General features: G+C 32.0%; 17 protein-coding genes and 1 other RNA gene. 5 read left to right on the forward strand and 13 right to left on the reverse strand.

What is annotated here, in order from left to right:
• The first annotated feature begins 10 nt into the window (after nt 1-10).
• Complete coding sequence (locus KPL50_RS02940; RefSeq protein ID WP_216296955.1) at nt 11-1123, forward strand: DUF362 domain-containing protein; 1113 nt, start codon at nt 11-13, stop codon at nt 1121-1123.
• 169 nt (nt 1124-1292) lie between these two features.
• On the opposite strand, the gene truA is transcribed toward KPL50_RS02940, so the two are convergent.
• The gene (gene truA / locus KPL50_RS02945) at nt 1293-2030 is read right to left on the reverse strand and encodes a tRNA pseudouridine(38-40) synthase TruA (protein WP_216296956.1); all 738 of its coding nucleotides are present in this window, start codon (nt 2028-2030) and stop codon (nt 1293-1295) included.
• Nucleotides 2031-2230: 200 nt separating this feature from the next.
• On the opposite strand from truA, the gene KPL50_RS02950 reads away from it, so the two are divergent.
• Complete coding sequence (locus tag KPL50_RS02950) at nt 2231-2521, forward strand: SemiSWEET transporter (RefSeq protein WP_216296957.1); 291 nt, start codon at nt 2231-2233, stop codon at nt 2519-2521.
• Between the two features lie 368 nt (nt 2522-2889).
• Here the strand turns inward: KPL50_RS02950 and KPL50_RS02955 are convergent, their stop codons facing one another.
• The 6 genes from KPL50_RS02955 to KPL50_RS02980 form a co-directional block, all read right to left on the reverse strand.
• Nucleotides 2890-4254 (reverse strand): VWA-like domain-containing protein, encoded by a 1365-nt coding sequence (locus KPL50_RS02955; protein ID WP_216296958.1) that lies wholly within the window; start codon nt 4252-4254, stop codon nt 2890-2892.
• An 8-nt stretch (nt 4255-4262) separates the two neighbouring features.
• A complete protein-coding gene (locus KPL50_RS02960; RefSeq protein WP_216296959.1) occupies nt 4263-5381 on the reverse strand; it encodes an ATP-binding protein in 1119 nt (372 codons plus the stop codon).
• A 13-nt stretch (nt 5382-5394) separates the two neighbouring features.
• Nucleotides 5395-6198 (reverse strand): hypothetical protein, encoded by an 804-nt coding sequence (locus tag KPL50_RS02965; RefSeq protein ID WP_216296960.1) that lies wholly within the window; start codon nt 6196-6198, stop codon nt 5395-5397.
• Between the two features lie 245 nt (nt 6199-6443).
• Nucleotides 6444-6631: non-coding RNA, 6S RNA (gene ssrS / locus KPL50_RS02970), on the reverse strand.
• Nucleotides 6632-6796: 165 nt separating this feature from the next.
• A complete protein-coding gene (locus KPL50_RS02975) occupies nt 6797-8152 on the reverse strand; it encodes a serine dehydratase subunit alpha family protein (RefSeq protein ID WP_216296961.1) in 1356 nt (451 codons plus the stop codon).
• Nucleotides 8153-8385: 233 nt separating this feature from the next.
• The gene (locus tag KPL50_RS02980) at nt 8386-10173 is read right to left on the reverse strand and encodes a sigma 54-interacting transcriptional regulator (RefSeq protein WP_216296962.1); all 1788 of its coding nucleotides are present in this window, start codon (nt 10171-10173) and stop codon (nt 8386-8388) included.
• Nucleotides 10174-10364: 191 nt separating this feature from the next.
• Between KPL50_RS02980 and KPL50_RS02985 the strand changes: the two genes are divergently transcribed.
• From KPL50_RS02985 to KPL50_RS02995, 3 genes are all read left to right on the forward strand, one after another.
• On the forward strand, nt 10365-11069 hold the full coding sequence (locus KPL50_RS02985) for a DUF421 domain-containing protein (protein ID WP_216296963.1): 705 nt from the start codon (nt 10365-10367) through the stop codon (nt 11067-11069).
• 20 nt (nt 11070-11089) lie between these two features.
• Entirely contained in the window at nt 11090-11455 is a 366-nt protein-coding gene (locus KPL50_RS02990; protein ID WP_253200423.1) for a DUF4363 family protein, read from the forward strand.
• 435 nt (nt 11456-11890) lie between these two features.
• On the forward strand, nt 11891-12184 hold the full coding sequence (locus tag KPL50_RS02995; RefSeq protein WP_216296964.1) for a hypothetical protein: 294 nt from the start codon (nt 11891-11893) through the stop codon (nt 12182-12184).
• A 530-nt stretch (nt 12185-12714) separates the two neighbouring features.
• Here the strand turns inward: KPL50_RS02995 and KPL50_RS03000 are convergent.
• The 6 genes from KPL50_RS03000 to lepB all read right to left on the reverse strand — a co-directional run bounded on the left by KPL50_RS03000 (nt 12715) and on the right by lepB (nt 21198).
• Nucleotides 12715-14892: a HelD family protein gene (locus tag KPL50_RS03000; RefSeq protein WP_375372901.1), complete on the reverse strand. Its 2178-nt coding sequence runs from the start codon at nt 14890-14892 to the stop codon at nt 12715-12717.
• 21 nt (nt 14893-14913) lie between these two features.
• On the reverse strand, nt 14914-16002 hold the full coding sequence (locus KPL50_RS03005; RefSeq protein WP_216296965.1) for a dipeptide epimerase: 1089 nt from the start codon (nt 16000-16002) through the stop codon (nt 14914-14916).
• 221 nt (nt 16003-16223) lie between these two features.
• The gene (gene pepV / locus KPL50_RS03010) at nt 16224-17615 is read right to left on the reverse strand and encodes a dipeptidase PepV (RefSeq protein WP_216297201.1); all 1392 of its coding nucleotides are present in this window, start codon (nt 17613-17615) and stop codon (nt 16224-16226) included.
• Nucleotides 17616-17800: 185 nt separating this feature from the next.
• Entirely contained in the window at nt 17801-18154 is a 354-nt protein-coding gene (locus KPL50_RS03015) for a PqqD family protein (RefSeq protein WP_216296966.1), read from the reverse strand.
• Nucleotides 18155-18259: 105 nt separating this feature from the next.
• Nucleotides 18260-20188, reverse strand: coding sequence for an OPT family oligopeptide transporter (locus KPL50_RS03020; RefSeq protein WP_216296967.1), 1929 nt, complete (start codon nt 20186-20188; stop codon nt 18260-18262).
• A 491-nt stretch (nt 20189-20679) separates the two neighbouring features.
• Nucleotides 20680-21198, reverse strand: a complete 519-nt coding sequence (gene lepB / locus KPL50_RS03025) for a signal peptidase I (RefSeq protein ID WP_216296968.1) — start codon at nt 21196-21198, stop codon at nt 20680-20682.
• Nucleotides 21199-21291: the final 93 nt, after the last annotated feature.

Here is a 21291-nt window from a genome sequence, read left to right on the forward strand (position 1 = left end):
AGGTAAGTTAATGAATAAATCAAAGGTATATTTCACAAATTTAAGAACAAAGCCGGGATGTAATCTACTAGATAAGCTTCAAAAACTTGTAGTAGAAGCCGGTATAAAAAACATAGATTTTAAGGATAAATTTGTAGCTGTAAAAATTCATTTTGGAGAGCCAGGAAATCTTTCCTACATACGACCAAACTATGCTGCGACTATTGTTAAACTTATTAAAGAGCTTGATGGTAAACCTTTTCTTACTGATTCGAACACCTTATACTCTGGAAGAAGGCATAATGCAATAGACCATATTGAAGCTGCTATGGAAAATGGCTTTAATCCAATTTCTGTTGGATGTAACTTAATTATAGCAGATGGATTAAAGGGCGGAGATTATAGAGAAATTCCCATCAATCAAAAACATTGCAAAACCGCTAAAATAGGCTCCGCTATTGCAGATTCAGATATAATTATTTCTATGACTCACTTTAAAGGTCATGAAATGACTGGCTTTGGCGGAACACTCAAGAACTTAGGTATGGGCTCTGGTTCCGTTGGTGGAAAGCTTGAAATGCATTCTGCCTCTAAGCCTTTTATGAAAAAAAAGAACTGTATAAGCTGTGGAATGTGCGTTAAGAATTGCCTACATGAAGCAATTTCCTTTGATGAAAACAAGAAAGCAACCATAGATTATGATAAATGCATTGGCTGTGGCCAATGTGTTGCAGTATGTCGTTTTGGCTCAGCAACAATAAAATGGAATGAATCTGCTGATACCGCTAATGAAAAAATTGCTGAATATACTTATGCTGTTATTAAAGACAAACCAAATTTCCATATTAGCTTTATTATGAATGTTTCCCCTAATTGTGATTGTTCACCAGAAAACGATGTGGCAATCGTTCCAGATATAGGTATCGCCGCTTCCTTTGATCCAGTTGCCTTAGATCAAGCCTGCGTTGATATGGTTAACAATGCAATTGCATTGAACTCAACTGAGCTGACTGATAGACATTATCATGAGGGCCTGGATAAATTTTCTCATATACATCCTGATACAAATTGGAAGGTTGGACTAGTCCATGCAAAAGCTATTGGCATTGGTACTGACGAATATGAATTGGTAATAGTTAAATAGAAAAATGCTATTTAGATTATTAATTATCAAAAAAATTCTAACACCTCAATTTACTAAACTTGTAAATTTTTTTAGTAATCTAACTGTAAAAAAAGTAGAAAGTGAATAGGCTATCCACTTTCTACTTTTTTGTATTTATAAATTTATTATAATCATGTTTCCGAAAATCTTAATATTCCACATTTCTTAACGATAGCCCTTTTGATTTAGCCATTAAGCTATATTTTATCTCTGTATTTTCACTTAACAAGGTTTCTATATCCTCTAATTTAAGCTTTCCTTCACCTATATCTAAAAGGCTTGCTATAATAATCCTTACCATATTCCATAAAAAATCGTCACCGTTAATTTCTATTTCTATCACATCATTTTTTTCTGTTATGTTTATATAATTAATAGTTTTAATAGTAGATTTACCATTCTCGGTGACCGTAGCAAACCCTTGAAAGTCATGAGTTCCAACTAAAGCTTCTGCCGCAATCCTCATTTCTTCTAAATTAAGTATCGTCTCACTATGATAAACATATTTTCTATTAAATACATTTCTTACTTCATTATTATTTATTTTATACACATAAGTAATTGATTTTATATTATGCGCCACATGAAATTTTTCACTTGCCTCCACCATGAACTTTACTACTATATCATCTGGTAAAAATTCATAAAGATAGTCTAGCATTGCGTCAATACTCAACTCGCAATTGGTATGAAAGTTTGCCATATAATTTTCAGCATGTACCCCTACATCCGTTCGCGCGCAGCCTGAAACCTCAATAGTTTCTCCTGCCATCTTAGACAATACACTTTGAATTTTACCCTGCACCGTTAAATCATTATCCTCTTGTTTTTGCCAACCTTTATATCTACTTCCATCATATGCTAATATCATCTTTAAATTTCTCATATATATCCGCCTTTAACTTATTCGATTATTCATAATTTAATTTTACCCTATGAACACTTTAATTATAACTTTCCTGTTAAAATAAAGCTATTACATTTATCATTAATTTGGCTTACTTTAAAGTAAAATTAGAACAAATTTCGTTTTAAAACTGTTATACTGAAATTACAAATAAATAATTATCTTTTAGGAGGTACCCAATGATTACAACAATTGGCTTTATAGCCGCAGCTTTCACTACTCTTTCTTTTCTACCACAAGCGATAAAAGTAATTAAAACTAAAAACACCTCTGGCATTTCCTTTAGCATGTATCTTATGTTTACCATAGGTGTTTTTTTATGGCTTATATATGGAATCCTTACAAAACAAGCCTCTGTATCACTAGCCAATGCTATAACCTTTATATTTGCAACAATAATTTTAAAATATACTTTTGACGATATAAAGAAAGCTAAGAAAGCTATGCTTAAAATAGAAGTTAAAGAGTAAGTATGTAATTTCGACCAAGTGACTTGCAATAGGACTCGATAAAACAGCTTAATTTAGATTAGGTGTTTTTTCTTATATTATGCTAACAAAAGTATATATTGCTCAGAATGCATTTGAACAAGCCTTAGTAATTCAAAATTTATTTTATTTGCAGGTGCGTTAAGAAAAACATTTGTTTGAGCGTAAGCGAGTTAATGTTTTTTAGCAACTGTGAATAAAATAAATTTTAGAATTACTTGGCGAAGTGAAAGCATTCTAGCAATATATACTTTTTGTTAAAGCATAATATAAGAAAAAACTTTTAATCAAATTTCCTGTTTAGAGCTCATATTGCAAGACACTTGGTCGAACTTTGATACTTTATTGCCCTAATATATTGGTTCATGGTGATTCCCAGAAAAACCATCCACCATTACATCTAGTCTCTCCCCAGTATCCTCTTTTATTTCTACAGGTTTTAATTTTTTTACTATACCAAAGGGTTCCTTTAATGAAAGTTTATCACCACGTCCGGATATAACCCACAAGGTTTTATAGCCTTTTGGAGTTACCCCTAGGTTTACTTCACCCTTTCCATCTGTAAAATATATTAGTATGTTTGTATGAGAATTATTTACATAATCAAAAACTGGTGTAAACTTTGTACCTCCACCCGTTATGCTTCGCCTGCGTACATTATAAATGGATTTTACCTTGTATGCTTGTCTTATCTCAGTATCACATTCAAGCAGTGTTATTTCATGTTTATATGTTTTTACTATATTAAAAACTTCTTTTATCGCTCCATGAAATTCCTCATCACTTATGCTACCACTTATATCTATAGCCAGGGTAATCTTAGCTGTATGTCCCCTAAGTTCTCCTCTTAAATCCAATCTGTTTGGTTGACGTCTACTTCTTCTTGTAATTGTCTTTTTTTTGTCTCCTTCTAAAGTTCCCATCATTTTTCTTAGATACATATTCCAAGGAATTTCACCTTTATTACCCGCAAGGCTCTTAAGAATACCCTCCAAATAAAGAGGAACTTCACCCTTCTCTGCTAACACTACAAATTTCTCTGTAAAATTTTTAAGAGTATCCTCATCCATTTCTGTGGATTCTAGCCACAAATCATGAGTTTTAGAAGCATCATATTCACTTTCTATGTGCTCGTACTTAGACTCATCTTCTTGACTTTCATCTTTTTCCTCTAATAAATTTAGAGCCATTTGAATTTTTTCAGCGTAATACTCCATAGTCATATATGTTTGCATTTTTAAACTATACTTAAAATTTATACTATCTAAAGTTGTTGCAAAGTGTGGAAGATCCTTCAGATGCTGATTCACTACTATGTCCATGGCCATATTAATAGCCAAATTACTATATTTTTTTTTAAGCACCCTTGCACGATTTAAATGGAAGGATAGTATGTGATAAATCTCATGTTTAATAGTGCTTTTCATCTGGTCTGCAGTAAGATTCAAAAAAATGTATGGATTAAAATAAATTACATACCTAGATAATTTAAAATTAACAGCTGTGGGCGACGTTATATCATATAATACCTCTCTAGACATTTGAAGCAGAAAATAGCCATAGAAGTTTTCATTATCTTCTATAAGCATAAAATTAACCATGGTAACAAGTTTCAAAAAATCTTCATTAAAATCTTTTGGCATGTTTTCAATTGTCTTCACATTAGAAATCTCGTCATAAAGCGAGTTTTTAAGACTTTCAAATATTTTTCCCATAATATCACCTAGCCTTTTATCTCATTATAGGCCTTAAAATACATTTCAACAAAAGCTTCATTTTCCAAACATAACTTATAAACATTATTATAGCTTTCTTTAATATCCTGCATAATACCTACCCCTAGGTCCACAGGATAAGCTCCTAAAAACTCTACTAATCTTTCTATATCACTTTCTAAAATTTCTTTTCTATCTAAGGTATGTAAAATATTTTTTGCAATCAAATATAATCTTGTGTGGCTTTCTTTTTTCACTTTTGCTATAACCTCTTTTGATAATTCCGCATGTGCAAACACCTCTTCATAGGAAATTAAAGGTTTATTATTCTCCTGTGCAAAAGCCATAAACTCATGAGCGATCCTATCTCCTAAATTGCCCTTTAGAATATTTAAAAATACTCTTTTAGGAATCTTATCACTATTTTTTTTGTAAAGTCCATAGCTTTTAGAAACCCGTTCAAAACTTCTAGGCGTTGCCTTTATTTGCTCGCCTGTTAATGTACTTTGTAAATATTCTGGGAAAGTAGATATAAACTCTATAACCTTTTGCTCTAGGTTATTTTCAATAGCCCAGGTCAGCCAAGCTTTTGAATCACTTTCCATATAAAGCCAAACAAATCTATTCTCTTGTGCTGCATCCATATAAACTACTTGATAATCAACATCATCGCCATATTTACTAGAAGGATTCATTGCAGCTAATATTTTCACTTTATCATCAAGCTTATACCCATTTATATCTCTGTTTAGTATAAGATTCATAAGCTCTTGTTGCACTGTATGCTCGCAACGATTTATTTCATCAATAAATAAAAACACGTCCTTGCCATCATGTATCAAGCTATCTATTTCTTGTAGCTTTGTGTGAACGGCATAAACAGTATTTCTTTTACTAATAACCCTACCGCTATCATCCTTAAAACTATAGTCCTCAACTGTTGGAAGACCGCCGATTTCTCCTTCTTTTAAAAGGTTTCCATCTATAATAACTAGGCTCCAGCCTTTCTTCTTTGCTAACTCTTTAGCCAAGGCAGTTTTTCCTATACCACTTTCCCCTACAATTATTGGAACCTCATCTGTTTCTATAACAAGCTCAGCACTTTGCAATGTATCCTTAAAATTCATAATTTATCTCCTCTTATATCAGCTTCAGTTTTTCATCAACTGCTATTTTTTTGCAGGTTTTACTTCCATATTTATAAATAAAAATGGTTTTATCCATTGATATATTACCATATTTCTCATTTATACTTTCACAGTTCATAAAATCCCTTACGTATTTTTCTGATATATCTTCTTTAGATAATGCATCTTTAAAAGCCATTTCTACTGTATCCCTCGGTAGGTCATTAATAAAATATTTTATTACCAGGGCATTGTGTTTTAAAAACAATATTTTTTTATTTTCATCTATATTTGAAATGAACTTTATAGCAGCTTCATTTTTAGTAATAGCCAATATCTCTGCCCCCGTGGTGGAATTTTCTATATCTCTTAATGTCTCATAATTTTTTTCTATAGCTAAAAGCTGTATTTCTTCAATTGGGTTGTCTATAAATCTTATAGAGTCATAATCCTTTTCTATAGCTAGTTTTTGTAATTCCACGCTGGGACTTTTAGCATATTTTATTGCGTATCCCTTTTGAAGAAGACCCACTTTTATCAATTCTTCACAAGGATTTTCAATGAATCCCAAAGTATTCCAACTCTTGGACACAACATATTTTTTCATATCATAATTTGGGTTTTCTATAAATTCAATGGCCATGCAATTGCTTTTTATTGCCATGTCCTGCATTTTTTCTGTAGGATTTTTTATATAACGTATCATTATCCCATCTTTTTTTATAGCCCTAAATTTCATTTCTTCACTAAGATTTTCAATATTTTTTATAATAATTGGGTTACTATCTATCATTTGTAGAATTTTATCATCTGTCATAAAAATTCACCTCACTGCTAGGCATCTCCAAAAATCAACTATTCTGTACGCTAGTATCTTTTTATAACCGCCTTATTAATTTAATATAATTATACCATAAAGACGAAAAATATAAATAGTTGTTAACTGTCCCTTGTCTATTTCCTGACTATTTTCTGGTCATTTCAAAAATTCAATTATTTTTTACGAACTAAAAAAAGAGATATTTCTATCTCTTTTATAAACGAATCAAAAATTTTTAAATTTATAATCCAAGGTACCGTTGCCCCAATTTTTGCACCTATCTTTATGATAGGTGGGTGTCCTCAGAGATGTTTAGCAGTCCTTGCCACTTAAATATTGGTCTTATAGGCCTAGTATGCACCTAGATCTTGAACTCCCGTATAAATATTGTAGGTTGAAAATAAGAGCTTCACGAATATCCCAGAAATATAAATTTATATAAAATTTTCAAGTAGGTTTAATTCCTATTTATTAATTTCATTATAGCAGAATTAAAATAAAATTCAATAGTAAATTAAGGGTTTTTGAAAAAAAAAACTGGTCACAAGATATAAAATATAGTATCATTCACACTTATTAATTATTTTAGTGAGATCTAAGCAATAATGCCTTGTTTTTTTAAGTATGCCTTCGAATTCTTATGTGAAGTCGTAGCCTCATGCTCCCTTTGCATTTTCTTCATAGACTTTAATATAATAACATCGGCAATATTCATGCCTTCTGAAGATAAAATTCCTAAGTTTGCTATTGTCTCTTCTGCGGTTTCTGCAACAATTCCGTTTCTAGCAGGCACAATAGAATCATTTATAGCCAAAATTGCAGATTGTACAGCAACTGATGCTGAGGTAGAAAGTTTTAATGCGCATCCTTCCTTTGCACCATCACATATCATACCACTGGTATTTGCTATGGCATTCTTTATAACTCCATCTATTTGATCATAACTTGCGCCCATTAGCCAAGCTATTGCTATACCTGCCCCTGTTCCAGCTGCAACACCACAAGCACACAGTGCTGATAATCTTCCTATATAATGTTTTATATAGCTGTTCATCAAATGGCTTATTGCAACAGCTTTAGCTAGTTTCTCATCGTCTACATTAAATTTATTTTTATATGCAACTAAGGGTAATATTGCTGTAAGTCCGTTATTTCCGCTTCCATTACTGCTCATAACAGATAAATTTATTCCGGACATTCTAGCATCACTAGCAGCTGCCGTTAGCATCATTGAAGATGTCATTAAGTCCTCTGAAAGAAAGCCTTGGTCTATGCTTTTCTTAAGACTAAATCCAACTCCCATGCCCATTTTTTCTTTAAGGCCTAGCCTAGCGATAGTTTCATTCATTACTACTCCCTCTAACATAAAAGCAATATCTTCATGAGGAATTTTTTCAATCTCCACTATAATTTCTCTAATTTTTAAACTATATAAAATATTTTTCCCCACATTGCTTTTTTTATCCTCTATTCTTAAATCTAAAAGAACTTCGCCAAGGGCTTCAATATAAACAAATCTGTTATGTTTACCGCTTATAATTACACTACACTTGCCTTTATCTGTTACAAGATTTACTTCTACATAAATCTTATCTACAGTATCTTTAATGTTCAATGATAATTTTCCGCTATGTAAAAGTTCTTTTGCAAGCTGAACTTGTTTTTCATTAATTCCTTCAAGTACCCTTAAGTCCTTTTGACTTTCTCCACCAATAAAACCGAGGCCTGCTGCAATATAAAGCCCAACTTCATGAGTGTTTGGTATCCCAACTGACAATCCATTTTTATATATATTAGGACTAACGAAAACTTCTGCACTTTCTATATAATTAAAAGTTACTAATTCTTTAGCCTTTGCGCAAGCAAGCGCAACAGCTACTGGCTCAGTACATCCCATGGCAGGAACAACTTCTTCTTTCAGTGTTTCAACTATAAGATTTCTTAATTTCATAAAATCACTCCCTCTGTGTATTAGCCTACTTTAGGCTATAGTAATATGCATTCCAGTAATATCCCTCTAATATATCAAAAACTTATGTAGTTCTTATGAATGTTTTTTTTGGAGATGCCTAATACATATTAGAGCAATATTCATGCCAAGAAAATAATACTTGGAAAAGCACTTTAAATACTATTTTTTCTCAAAATGATAAAATACAAGTAAAAACAGTATCAAAATGAGATTTATTTCTCATTTTGATACTGCTTTATTTTATATTCTTTTAATTTTCTATAAAGTGTTGCCCTACTTAATTCTAAAGCCTCGGCAGCCTTTGTAATTGATTGTTTACTATTCCCAAAATGTTCTAAAGCTTTTATAATTTCTTTTTTTTCTAATTCCTTAATAGGTACAATCCCTACATTTTTATTGATTTCTAAAGTAACTGATGAAAATTTCAGCCTCTTGGGCAAATCCTTACATTGTATAACTGAACTACCACACATGTTTACGGCATATTCTATGGTATTTTCCAGTTCACGTACATTTCCTGGCCATTGATAATTCATAAAAATTTCTAATACATCATCCTCTATTTTACTTATATGCTTTTCTAGCTTAACATTACATTTTTCCAAAAGGTAATCTACAAGAATAACTATGTCATCTTTTCTATCTCTTAATGGAGGTATATTAATTGGAATTACATTTAATCTATAAAACAAATCCTGCCTAAACTCTCCTTCTAACACTTTTTCTTCTAAATCTTTATTTGTAGCTGCAATAATTCTTACATCTATGGGAATGGACTCTTTTCCACCAATCTTCTCAATAACGAATTCCTGTACTACCCTTAAAAGTTTAGTTTGAAGATGAATAGGCATATCTCCGATTTCATCTAAAAAAATAGTTCCCTTATTTGCTAATTCAAATTTGCCAGCCTTCCCGCCTCTTCTTGCCCCTGTAAATGCTCCATCCTCATATCCAAAAAGTTCACTTTCTAGCAATTCTTCTGGTATGGCCGCACAATTTATTGGAATAAACGGCCCCTTAGCTCTAGTACTATAAAAGTGAACAGCCCTTGCAAATAGCTCTTTTCCCGTTCCACTTTCTCCCTGAATAAGTACTGTAGAAGTAGATTTCGAAGCTTTTTTTGCTTCTACTTTAACCTGCTCTAAACATGAACTACTCCCTATAATACTGTCAAAAGAAGTAATCATAGTGCCTGTGGTAATATTATTTACTGTTTTTAGCAAATCAGAAATATTACTAAAGGAACACACGGTGCCAAAACTTTTTTCACCAATACTAATAGGCTTAGCATCAAAAACTCCCCTAAAATGATGATTATCCCTATTATAAGTGAATTCTTTATTTTTTACATTCTTATGTTTCTCAATAAGCAGATCAAAATCTAAACTGCCAATAAGATTTTTTATATTGGTATTTAAGATCTCGTTTCCCTGCAGCTTAAATAGCTCTGCTGCTTTGGCATTATAATGAAGAATATTTCCTGAGTGATCTGCTGCTATAATCCCTCTATCTACAGAATCAAGAACTATCTCAAGTTCACGTGCTAAAAGCTTTATCTGCTCTGTATTTTCCTGTTCTAATAGCTTTGATGATATTAAATCTGCCATTCTATTTAAAAAATTCATTAAATTTTCTTTATTATTTATAATAGCATCCCTTTGTTCTTCTTCAAAGGCGATAAGACCAATAACTCCAACAGTATCATTCCCTACATGAATCGGACAACAGACCTCTGCAAATTCCTCGCAGTTGTCTGCATTCTCACATTCTAAGCAAGTAAAATGTTCCCCAGGATTTTCAATAATAAAACTCTCTCCGCGAGTTAAAGAAAATCCAAAAGCAGATTTTTCATCAACCTTTTCTCCAATACAATTTCTATATCTTCCGGTACCTGCTATTCTATTATAATTATTATCTACAACAGTCACATCAACCCTTATGACACTTGATATTGCCTCAGAAATCTTCTGAACATTTGAAACAATTTTTATCAAATCCATCCTAATCATCCTTTTGTTTTTTACTTAAATTCCCCCTCATTATATATCTGGTGCCACCCACGTGGCAAGTGGCAAGTTTCCCGGCTAGCTATGGGGACTGTTAACAATTAATTGAACTATATTATTAAAATCCTCAAAAATAAATACAAATCATAAATTTGGGGATAATATTATTGAAGGAAGGTGTTCCCATGGACGAAGGTCTAATAGTACTAGTTAGAGGCATCGTTGGATTTTTTACCTTATTAATATTTACCCGTGTTCTTGGCAAGCAACAAGTTAGTCAGCTTACTTTTTTTGATTATGTAGTTGGTATAACTATAGGGTCTACTGCCTCATCTCTAACTACAGATTTAACTAGTAGAGCATGGCCTCATTGGGTAGGGTTATTTACATGGACTGCTTTATGCTTAATTTTACAACTTATAACCCTTAAATCAAAGACTGCTGAAAAATTCCTAGATGGTGAACCAACTATTGTTATTATAAATGGAAAAATACTCGAGGAATCCATGAAAAAATTTCGTTACACCATAGGCGACCTTCTATCGCAGTTAAGAGATAAAGACATTTTTGACTTAGACCAAGTCGCTTATGCAATACTGGAAAAAGACGGCCAACTATCCATCTTAAAAAAGCCCGAATGTGATCCAGTTACTCCAAAAGATTTAAAAATTAAAACTGCAACTGCAAGTATTGATTTCGAAGTAATTTATGATGGATCTATTGTGCAAGACAGCTTAGATAGCATGCATCGGAGTGAAAAATGGCTAATGACGAAATTAAAAAAGCAAGGTATTACCGATGCTTCTGAAGTGTTCTTAGCTACCTATAATGCGACCAGTGGCTTACATATAGATCTCTATGAAGATCATATAGAAGAAAACAAAAAATAATAAAGGAGCTGCTTAATATTATGAAAAAATTTATATCATATTCTATACCCATAGTTACTTTAACATTTTTTGTATTATTAATGCTAGGAGGTAATTATTTAAAAAAGCCTCATAACTCTTCGGAAGATGTGGTTGCTCTTGTAAATCTATCTATAAAACATGCAAAAGTTGAAAAATGGGATATGCTTCAGCAAGATATCGAGAGAATAGATTTTGCCTGGAAGAAAATTATACCACGCATTCAATTTAGCGTTGAAAGAGATGAACTATATAATATAAGCTTAAACCTGGCTAGACTTCGCGGCTCCATATCCTCTGAGGATAAAACTAGTACACTAATAGAATTAAATGAAATTATTGAAAATTGGGATGAGCTAACACGATAGTTTATAAAGCTCAAATTAAATTTTTTTCTTATATTATGCTATAACGAAAAGTATATATCGCTAAAATGCGTTCACTTCGCCAAGTAATTCTAAAATTTATTTTATTTACAGCTGCTAAAAAGCATAAACTCGCTTTCGCTCAAACATATGCTTTTCTTCACGCATCTGCAAATAAAATAAATTGTGAATTACTAAGGCTCGTTCAAACGCATTCTACGCAATATATACTTTTTGTTAGCATAATATAAGAAAAAAAAGTTTGTTTTGAAAATAGACATTATACTTTCTTTATTCCCAATCATTTTAAAAGGCTCTATTATAGTAGCAGAGACAAAAATCAATTTATATTTTATACAATATTTGATCTTATTTGTAATATAAGATTCTTATTGGGATAAATCTCTATACAGTGATAAACTTGTATCAAAAGAGACAATGAATGAAATTTTCACACCCTACAAAGAAAATTATGGATATGGCTGGTTAATAGATAAAAACCATAATCGTAAAAGGGTTCACCATAGTGGTGGGGGGAGCGGCTTTAGTCACCAATTTCATAGATATATAGATGATAAAGTTACCATTCTTGTATTGAGTAATTATGGGTTTTCCAATTCACTTAATATTAATCAAAGTATTGCAAAAATAGTTTTTGATGAGAAGTGTTGTATACCCTCAAAGCCTAAAGAATTTAATTTAGATTACTCTAGAGAAAATAGTTTGTTTTGAAAATAAAAATTTTTGCTCCAAATAGGCAGGCTATCGCCTTTAAAGACTTTCGAAAACAAAATCTATTTACACAAACATATTTGGCTTTTAATATATATAAGCCTACGGCCACGCTATCGCTTTTTCAGAGGTGAATTAAAATGCCTTTTTATGAATGTCAGAATTGACTTAATATTGGCAGTCATGTAAGAAGTGAAAGATAGTATATAGTCTCTTAGTTTATGGAATGTAAAATTCCTGCAAGCAGCTCAAGGACAACGGAGACCATATGGAATTTTGAACTAAACTCTTTTTTCTTAGATTATGCTAACAAAAGTATAGATTGCGCGGAATGCATTTGAGCAAGCCTTAGTAATTCTTAATTTATTTTAATTGCAGATGCGTAAAGAAAAATACTTGTTTGAGCATTAGCGAGTTAGTATTTTTTAGCAACTGCAATTAAAATAAATTTTAGAATTACTTGGCAAAGCGAAAGCATTCTAGCAATCTATACTTTTCGTTATAGCATAATATAAGAAAAAAATTTTAATTTAAAATGAACTTTTTTTAACCACATGAAGCTCATGTAGCGCCCTAGTTGCCATCACATATCTAAGTTTATCCTCTTGCTTATATTCATACCCCGAAGCACTTGGCTGATCTAATACCATGATAACTGCATCAAATTCAAGCCCCTTAGCAAAATAGGATGGAATGACCACAATGCCACTATGATACACTGCATTTTCATTGCTAATAATTTTAACCTTAGCACTATCTTTAATTAGCTTAAAGATTTTTTCTGTTTCACTTATATCTTTACAGATAATTGCAATATTTTCATATGCCTTACTTTTAAAATCTTCAATTTTTTGTTCCATATAACTTTTAAATTCATCCACATGGTCAATTGATATTTCAGTTACAGCCTCACCATTTCTTACTATGGGAACAATAGGCTCTGCGCTCAAATATTTATTAGCATACTCCATAATTTCCACCGTAGATCTGTAGCTAGTATTTAATTTAAATTCATGAACATTACATTGTGGGAGTATATTTTTCAAGTCGTGCATAGGAAGTCTTCCCTCATATGGAATTATTCTCTGATTGCTATCTCCAACTATAGTTAAAGACGTACACTTTGTTAATTCCTTTATTACTAGGAATTGAAGTTGATTATAATCCTGAGCTTCATCTATTACTACATGTTTTATTTGCTGAGAAATCTTTATTCCATCTAACTTAATTTTAAAATATAAAATACCACCTAAATCATTTTCTGTTAATCTTTTGTACCCATTAATCTTGTTATATAAATCAACACAGTTTCCATATTCCATCCAAGTAAGATTTCTTTTTAATTTTATTATTTGCTTAATAACTTCTCGTATTTCAAGTTTCCTATTAAACTCTAAATCATTTACTTTAAAACCCTGTTCTTCCTCAGATAATGAAGCTACAGTTCTTTCATATTCCTTTTGTATAAGTCTAACTTTTTCATCACGAACATCCCTAATTTTAGAGTAAATAATTCTTTTAATTTTCTTGCTTCTTCTAAATAAGGGCATAGTTTTAAAATAATTATAAAACATTTCCATTATGTCTTCTTTAGATAATATTACCTCATTCATAAATGATATATCTTCTATTTTAAAGTATTCAATATCTAATTTTTCTACTGCATCATCAAGGAAGTTTTTATACTCTACAGAATTTTTATACATGATGTCCTCTGTAAATTCACTTTCTCCACTAAGCACTTTTTCCATGTATTCTTTTAGACTCATTACTTCCTGAACCTCTAAAATATCAAAGGCAAAGTCTCTAAAAGTTGTCTGTTTAACCCCTGATTCCCCAAGGCTTGGAAGCACTAAAGATATATACTCCATAAATACATTGTTTGGTCCGAGTATTAGAACCTTATCTTGAAGTATTTTTCTGTAATTATAAAGTAGGTATGCTACCCTATGAAGTGCGATAGTAGTTTTCCCGCTTCCTGCTACACCATCCACTACAATAGTTTTGGTTCTTGGTTGTCTTATTAAATCATCTTGTTCCTTTTGTATTGTCATTATTATATCTTTTAATTTTTCTGAAGCATTGCTACTAAGCACCATTTGAAGTATTTCATCTTTTATATCTAGTGCTGAGTCAAACATACCCATAAGTTTTTCTTTTTTTATAATATATTGTCTCTTAGCTAGAATGTTTACTAGTACCTTTTCTTTAGGAGCCTCATAAAAAGCCTCTCCCAGTGCTCCAGTGTAAAATAGGGATGCAATTGGAGCCCTCCAATCTACTATTAATGGTTCATATGTATCCTCTGGCGTAACTCCAAATCTTCCTATATACATTTTATTAATACCAAAATCTTCTTCTGAGAAATCAATTCTTCCAAAATAAGGAGAGCTCTTAAGCTCTGTTAATTCCTTAAGTCTTCTATCAATAGTTTTGAAGGCTTCCTCTTTAACATATATCTCATGATCAAAATATTCTATTACCATATCTTCATCATCTCTGTAGTCTTCAATTACTTTTTTCCTATATTCTAAAATATATTTTGTAATTTCCTTTCTTTTCTCAATATATTTTAGAATTTCTTCACTAATAATTTCAACATCAACCTTCAATTTTTCTTCTTCTACATTGAATTCTAGTTGCTTCTTTAATTCCACTTCTATGAGACTAGCATCCATATCATATTCATTATTACTCAAAACTATCACCCCATTTCAATGGTTATATTTTTATAAAATTTCTTGCCATCCTATAATATCTGCAATACCAAGGCCTGGAGAATCATTAATACTTATTCTATTGCCTGTAACACTAGCCCCTCCAATTATCGAATCATGCTCAAATAACAACATAGTGTCTAGGTCCGCTTTAATCATATTAGATTTTGATGCTGCAAAACTAGCTGCTGCGGTTATGCCAATTCTACTTTCTAGCATACAACCCATCATGCATCTTATACCCATATTTTCTGCCATATTGTATATTTTTATTGCATTATTTATGCCTCCACACTTCATAAGCTTAATGCTTATAAGGTCCGCTGCTCTTCTTTCAATTATCTTAAAGGCATCTGAAGGACCAAAAACTGCTTCGTCTGCAAGAATTTTCGTTTCTACATTATCTGTAACATATTTTAATCCATCTATATCCCAAGCATTAACCGGCTGCTCAACGAACTCAATATCCAGTCCTAGATCTTCAAATTTCCTAATAATACTTACAGCTTCCTTTGGTCTCCATCCTTGATTGGCGTCTACCCTTATTTTTGTTCCTCGCCTTACTGCTTTCCTCACGGCTTTTACTCTCTCTATATCAAGATCTATATCATTTCCAATTTTTACTTTTAAATAAGTATACCCATTCAATACGGCTTCTAAAGATTTCCTTACCATTTGTTCCACTGTATCATTTGCTATTGTAAGATCTGTAGTTAATGAAGTTTTATATCCCCCCAAAAACTTATAAAGAGGTAACCCATATTTTTTACAAAGCAAATCATATATAGCAATATCAATAGCAGCTTTCGCACTATTATTTCCGTGAATGGAATTATGAATTACTTTCATAATTTCCTCAAGATTATCAATGTCCAGGCCTAGAATTTCAGGTTTAATATAATTTATTGCACCAATAATTGAATTCTCGGTTTCACCCGTTATAGAAGGTGTTGGAGCTGCACTTCCGTAACCTACTTCTCCTGTATCTGTAATCATTTTTATAACTATTTCATCAGAGTATGTAAGAAATCTCTTTCCTACTCTATATGGTTGTTTTAAAGGAGTGCTAATTTTTCCCATTTTAATCTCTTTTATTTTCATAATTATCCCTCGCTAAAAGTTTTATATTATTTACAGTGTTGCACTTGTTCATAATATTATATTATACCTCTATATCCACTTTAATTCTACAATTTTTAGATTAATTATTTTAAAAATATATCCCTATTTAAATACTAAGACCTATATCTTATTTAAAAGATACAGGTCTATAATTTACTACATTTTTGCTAAGACATCCATGTTATAAAATAAGATGTAGTCTACTTTGCTAATTCATATAATGCATGAGCATATATTTTCGCATTCTTAATTAAATTATCAATTGTAATATATTCATTTTTCTTATGAATAGTATCTGGTTCTCCTGGGAACATTGGTCCAAATGCTACAGTGTTAGGCATTTCTTTAGCATAAGTTCCTCCCCCAATAGATACTAATTTAGCTTCTTCTCCAGTTTGCTCAGTATAAACCTTTTGAAGCGCTTTTATAATTGGGCTGTCTGGTGAAAAGTATAAAGGCTCTTGATGAACAAATTTTTCTACTTTTATTCCAGTTCCTTCTATTCTATTATTAAATGGATTCATCATATCTTCTAATTTCTTGGTTACAGGGTATCTTAAATTCAAAGTCATTGTAGCTGAATCTTCATCCATGCGTACAACTCCAACATTAAAGGATAATTTTCCTGAATTCTCATCTTCAAGACAAACACCAAAAGACTCACCATGTGTTTCCATACCTATGTTCTTATTTAAAAACCCTACAAATGCTGACACATCGTTTGTTCCAAGGTTCACAGTTCCAAGGAATGCAAATACTTGCATTATAGCATTAACTCCAAGCTCTGGTGTACTTCCATGAGCTGCTTCACCTATAGATTTAATTATTACCATATCTTCTTTAACTTCTGCTGAAAGCTTGTAATCCATTTGTTTTGCAAAAGCATCTAATGCAATAATAATATTTTTTGCGTCTTTAGCTACAATTCCCGCTTCACAATAATCCGGTACTATATTAGCTACTTGACCACCCTTGATATATTTTATGTGATTTTCACTTGAATTCACCTTATTAAAATCTTTTACAATGTTGAAAATAGTTATACCTTTTTCTCCATTAATTATTGGATAGTCTGCATCTGGTGTAAAACCAGCAACTGGTGCTTTTTCTTTTTCTAGGTAATGTTCAAGTTCCTTGCTTCCTGTTTCTTCATTAGTTCCAAATAAAACCCTAATTCTTTTAGAAACAGGTAATTTTGCATCTTTAATGGCTTTTAGTCCGTAAAGTGTTGCCATTATAGGGCCTTTATCATCTGTAGTTCCACGTCCATACATTTTACCATCATGAATTTCTGCGCCATAAGGTGGGTAAATCCATCCATCGCCTTCAGGCACTACGTCTAAGTGACCTAAAGCTACAACATAATCTTCACCTTGTCCATACTCTGCATATCCAACATAACCATCTAAGTTAACTGTATGAAAGCCTAAATTCTTTGCAGTATTCAAAGCACATTCTAGAGCTTTAGCTACACCCTCGCCAAAAGGCATGCCAGGTTTTGGTTCACTTTCTATACTCTTAATCCTTACGACTTCTTGAGTAGATTTTACAATATCCTCTTTCATAGCGTCAATTAATTTATTTAATTCCATATTAGTTTCCCTCCATTTATAGTCTACATCCGTAGCTTCGTCTACACTAGTAGTTTTGTCTACATTTGTAGCTTGATCCACTTAAAGTGGTTTAACCCATTTTAGATGGGTTAATGTATTAAAGTAGATTAATCTAATAAAATAGATTAATCTACTAAATTAGCTGATTAAGGAACGATATATATTTATTTTTCAAAAGTAATCCATCCCTTACGAGATAAATACCTTAGATACATAATTAATCTATCAATAGCGTTCTGTTCTGTATCATTAAATTTTTCCACCATGGATAATGCTATTTCATAAACGGTTTTAGTTCCATCACAAAGTTGCCAAACCATAGAACCCATTTCATCAAGTTTTATATCACTAACTTTCGATTTTTTTATGAGCCATCTCATGAATCTTTCTACCGGTTTGTCATGTTTAAAAAATAGTTTTACTTTTCCATCACTTACTTCCCATTGCTCAATCTTTCTTAGTGGTCTATAAAGTAAAAAGTTTTCTTGTGCTGCTTCTTTGTTTTTTTTATTAAACATACGTTTCACCTACAAAATAGTTAAGAGCCAAAGCGGCCCTTAACTAATATTTTTATCTTTATTATTTCTTTAATTGCACATTTTATACCGTATCTAATTATAACATTAAATACTTTTTTTGTCTATTTTTGTAGCATACAAGTAAATCCATAATCCTAGTCCAAAGAACATCATTGTAGAGAATGAAGGACTTGCTGCCAGGCCTGGAAGCAATCTCTCTCCAAATCCTATGTCTAGACCTACTGTTGCAACTCCTGCAACAACTATACCCATTAGTGCATCTCCTGCAACTAGTCCTGATGCTAGAAGTATACCTTTTTCTACTTGTGTCTTTTGTTGCTCTTCATTTTTCTTGAATTTCTTTTCAACTAATACTCTAACGATACCACCACAAAGGATAGCTGCGTTTAAGTGTATTGGTAAATATATTCCAAGTGCAACTGGAAGTATTGGTATCCCTGCAAGTTCACAGAATATTGCAATGGTAACTCCAACAAATACTAAGGCCCATGGAAGTTCACCAGTCATTACACCTTTGATAACCATTGACATTAATGTTGCTTGAGGTGCGGCAACGTCTTTGCTACCTATACCGTATGTGCTATCAAGCATTAATACTACTGCCCCAGCAACTGCTGCTGCTGCAACTATTCCTAAATACATACCAATTTGAACGTTCTTTGGTGTACCACCTATAATATAAGTTGTTTTTAAACTTTGTGCGGTACCACCCGCAACAGCGATAGCAACACAAACTATACCACCTATAATAACAGCTGTAACCATGCCTTTATCGCCAACGTTACCTGTAAGCTTTAATACTGATGTTACAAATAACAATGTAGCTATAGTCATACCTGATACTGGGTTATTTGATGCCCCAATTAAACCAACCATTCTAGCTGATACAACTGAGAAGAAGAATGAAAATATAACAGCAAGCAATGCTCCAATTATACCAATATTAACTATTGGTAATAACCATGAAAGTAAGAATACCAACACTGCTGAGCCTATAACCCAACTTAGTGGTGCATCGATGTCTATTCTATTTTGAGCACCAGCCCCACCTGCTCCAATACCAGACATAGCCGATTTGAAAGATCTAATAATTGTAGGAGCTGATTTTCCAAGACTTATAAATCCACCGGTAGCAACCGCGCCTGCACCTATATATCTTATATATTTACTCCAAATATCCCAAGCTCCCATTTTAGCAATAACTACTGTGGAAGGGAATAGTGGGTCTGCCAGGCCATGTCCAACATACATTATTAATGGAATAAGTCCAAACCAAGCTATTAAAGAACCACCAAACATATAAAGTGAAGTTCTAACTCCAACTATATAACCAACACCCATGAGAGATGCTAATGTGTCAAAACCAAACATTGTTCCTTGCATTGGCTTGATAGTCCATTCAGCTTCTTCAAGCCAAAATTTAAATCCACCAGCGAATAACTTATAAATCGCTCCGCCTATAAGTCCTGTTAATACTGTCTTAAATCCCGGCCCACCCTCACTACCAGTTACAAGAACTTCGGCGGCTGCCATACTTTCTGGGTATACAAGATTACCATGCTCTTCAACTATTAAGAATCTTCTAAGTGGTGAAACAAAGAATACTCCAAGTAGTCCTCCAAGTAATGTTACTACAACTATAGTAGAAAGCTTTAATTCCATACCCCAAAGAATAATTGCTGGAAGTATAAATATAATTCCGCCTGCTAGTGATTCTCCCATAGCAGCAATTGATGATATCATATTAGCCTCTAATATGTTATTTCTTCTAAATAAACCTTTAAGTAATCCTGTAGCCAAAATTGCTCCTGGGATACCTGCTGAAATTGTTAAACCTACTTTAAGCCCTAAATAGGTGTTTGCAGCTGCAAAAATCATTGCAAATACCATACCTATAATTATTGATATTGCCGTTATTTCTGGCATTGCTTGACTAGCCGGTATAAATGGTAAATAATCCTCACCTTTAATACCACCGTAAGCTGTATGAGAAAGTTTTTTAGATTTCTCCATGATATGGCCTCCTTTTAATTATAAATTAAATTATAAATGTAAATTATTTATTAATTAATTTATAATAACATATGTTTTTAAAATAACTAACCGTGAAATTCCTTCATTTTTGACGAAATTCTCATATTATATTAATTTTTTAGGCAACTATCTACAAAATACTCCACTTTTCATCATTTTACTTCATAACTTCAACGCATTACTTCGTTTTTTGAAACTATACAGATAACTGTGTTAATTTTTTTAAAATTCTGTTAATATATATATATTTTCTTTAAAAATGATCATAATAATACAAAGAATTTTTTCCCATCCTTCCGAATAGCTACTATTGAAGTGTAAAGCTTTTCTGTAATGTATTTTCCTTAAATTTCTTTTACTATGAGGCTACTGCTGTTATTTTTTAAAGTAAGTTATAAATATCAATATATGTATTTTCAAAAAATGAAAATAGCAGATGTATAAACTTGCATTCACACTCTGCTATTTTCTTATTTTAATTTTCCAAATCTACTAAAAGGGCTAATTATAATCCTTGCTTTTCCCATTATATCTTTCTCGGATATAAATGGATTTGCCCAGTACCTTGCATCTAAAGAATTTATCCTGTTATCTCCCATAAAAAAATAACTATCTTCTGGTACCGTGAATTTCATTCCTGCTTTGCCACCTGGATTTTTAACATAGCTCTCGTCTATTTTCTTCTTATTTATGTACAGTGACCCGTCATCTCTAATTTCTACCTCATCACTCGGCAACCCAATAAGCCTTTTTATTAAGTCTTCATTTAATTCATTAGAATGGAATACTACTACATCACCATGCTTAAGGTTATCTTTGTTATGGACCCTTGTTACTAAAATCTTGTCCCCTAGGTTTATGGTTGGAAGCATTGATCCCGTTGGAACAGAAACGTTAAAGAAAATAAGCTTATTTATGATAAATGCTATTATAATGGCTGCTATTATAGGTAATATCCAATCTTTAAATATCTTTTTTATAATATCCATGATTATCCCCTCTCAATTCTAATACATAGATATTTTATCACAATATCTAAAATATATCATTATTTAAAATTTAGTAAATGTAAACAAACCATA

It is taken from the genome of Clostridium sp. CF012, from assembly GCF_018861755.1.
GTDB lineage: Bacteria > Bacillota > Clostridia > Clostridiales > Clostridiaceae > Clostridium_AD.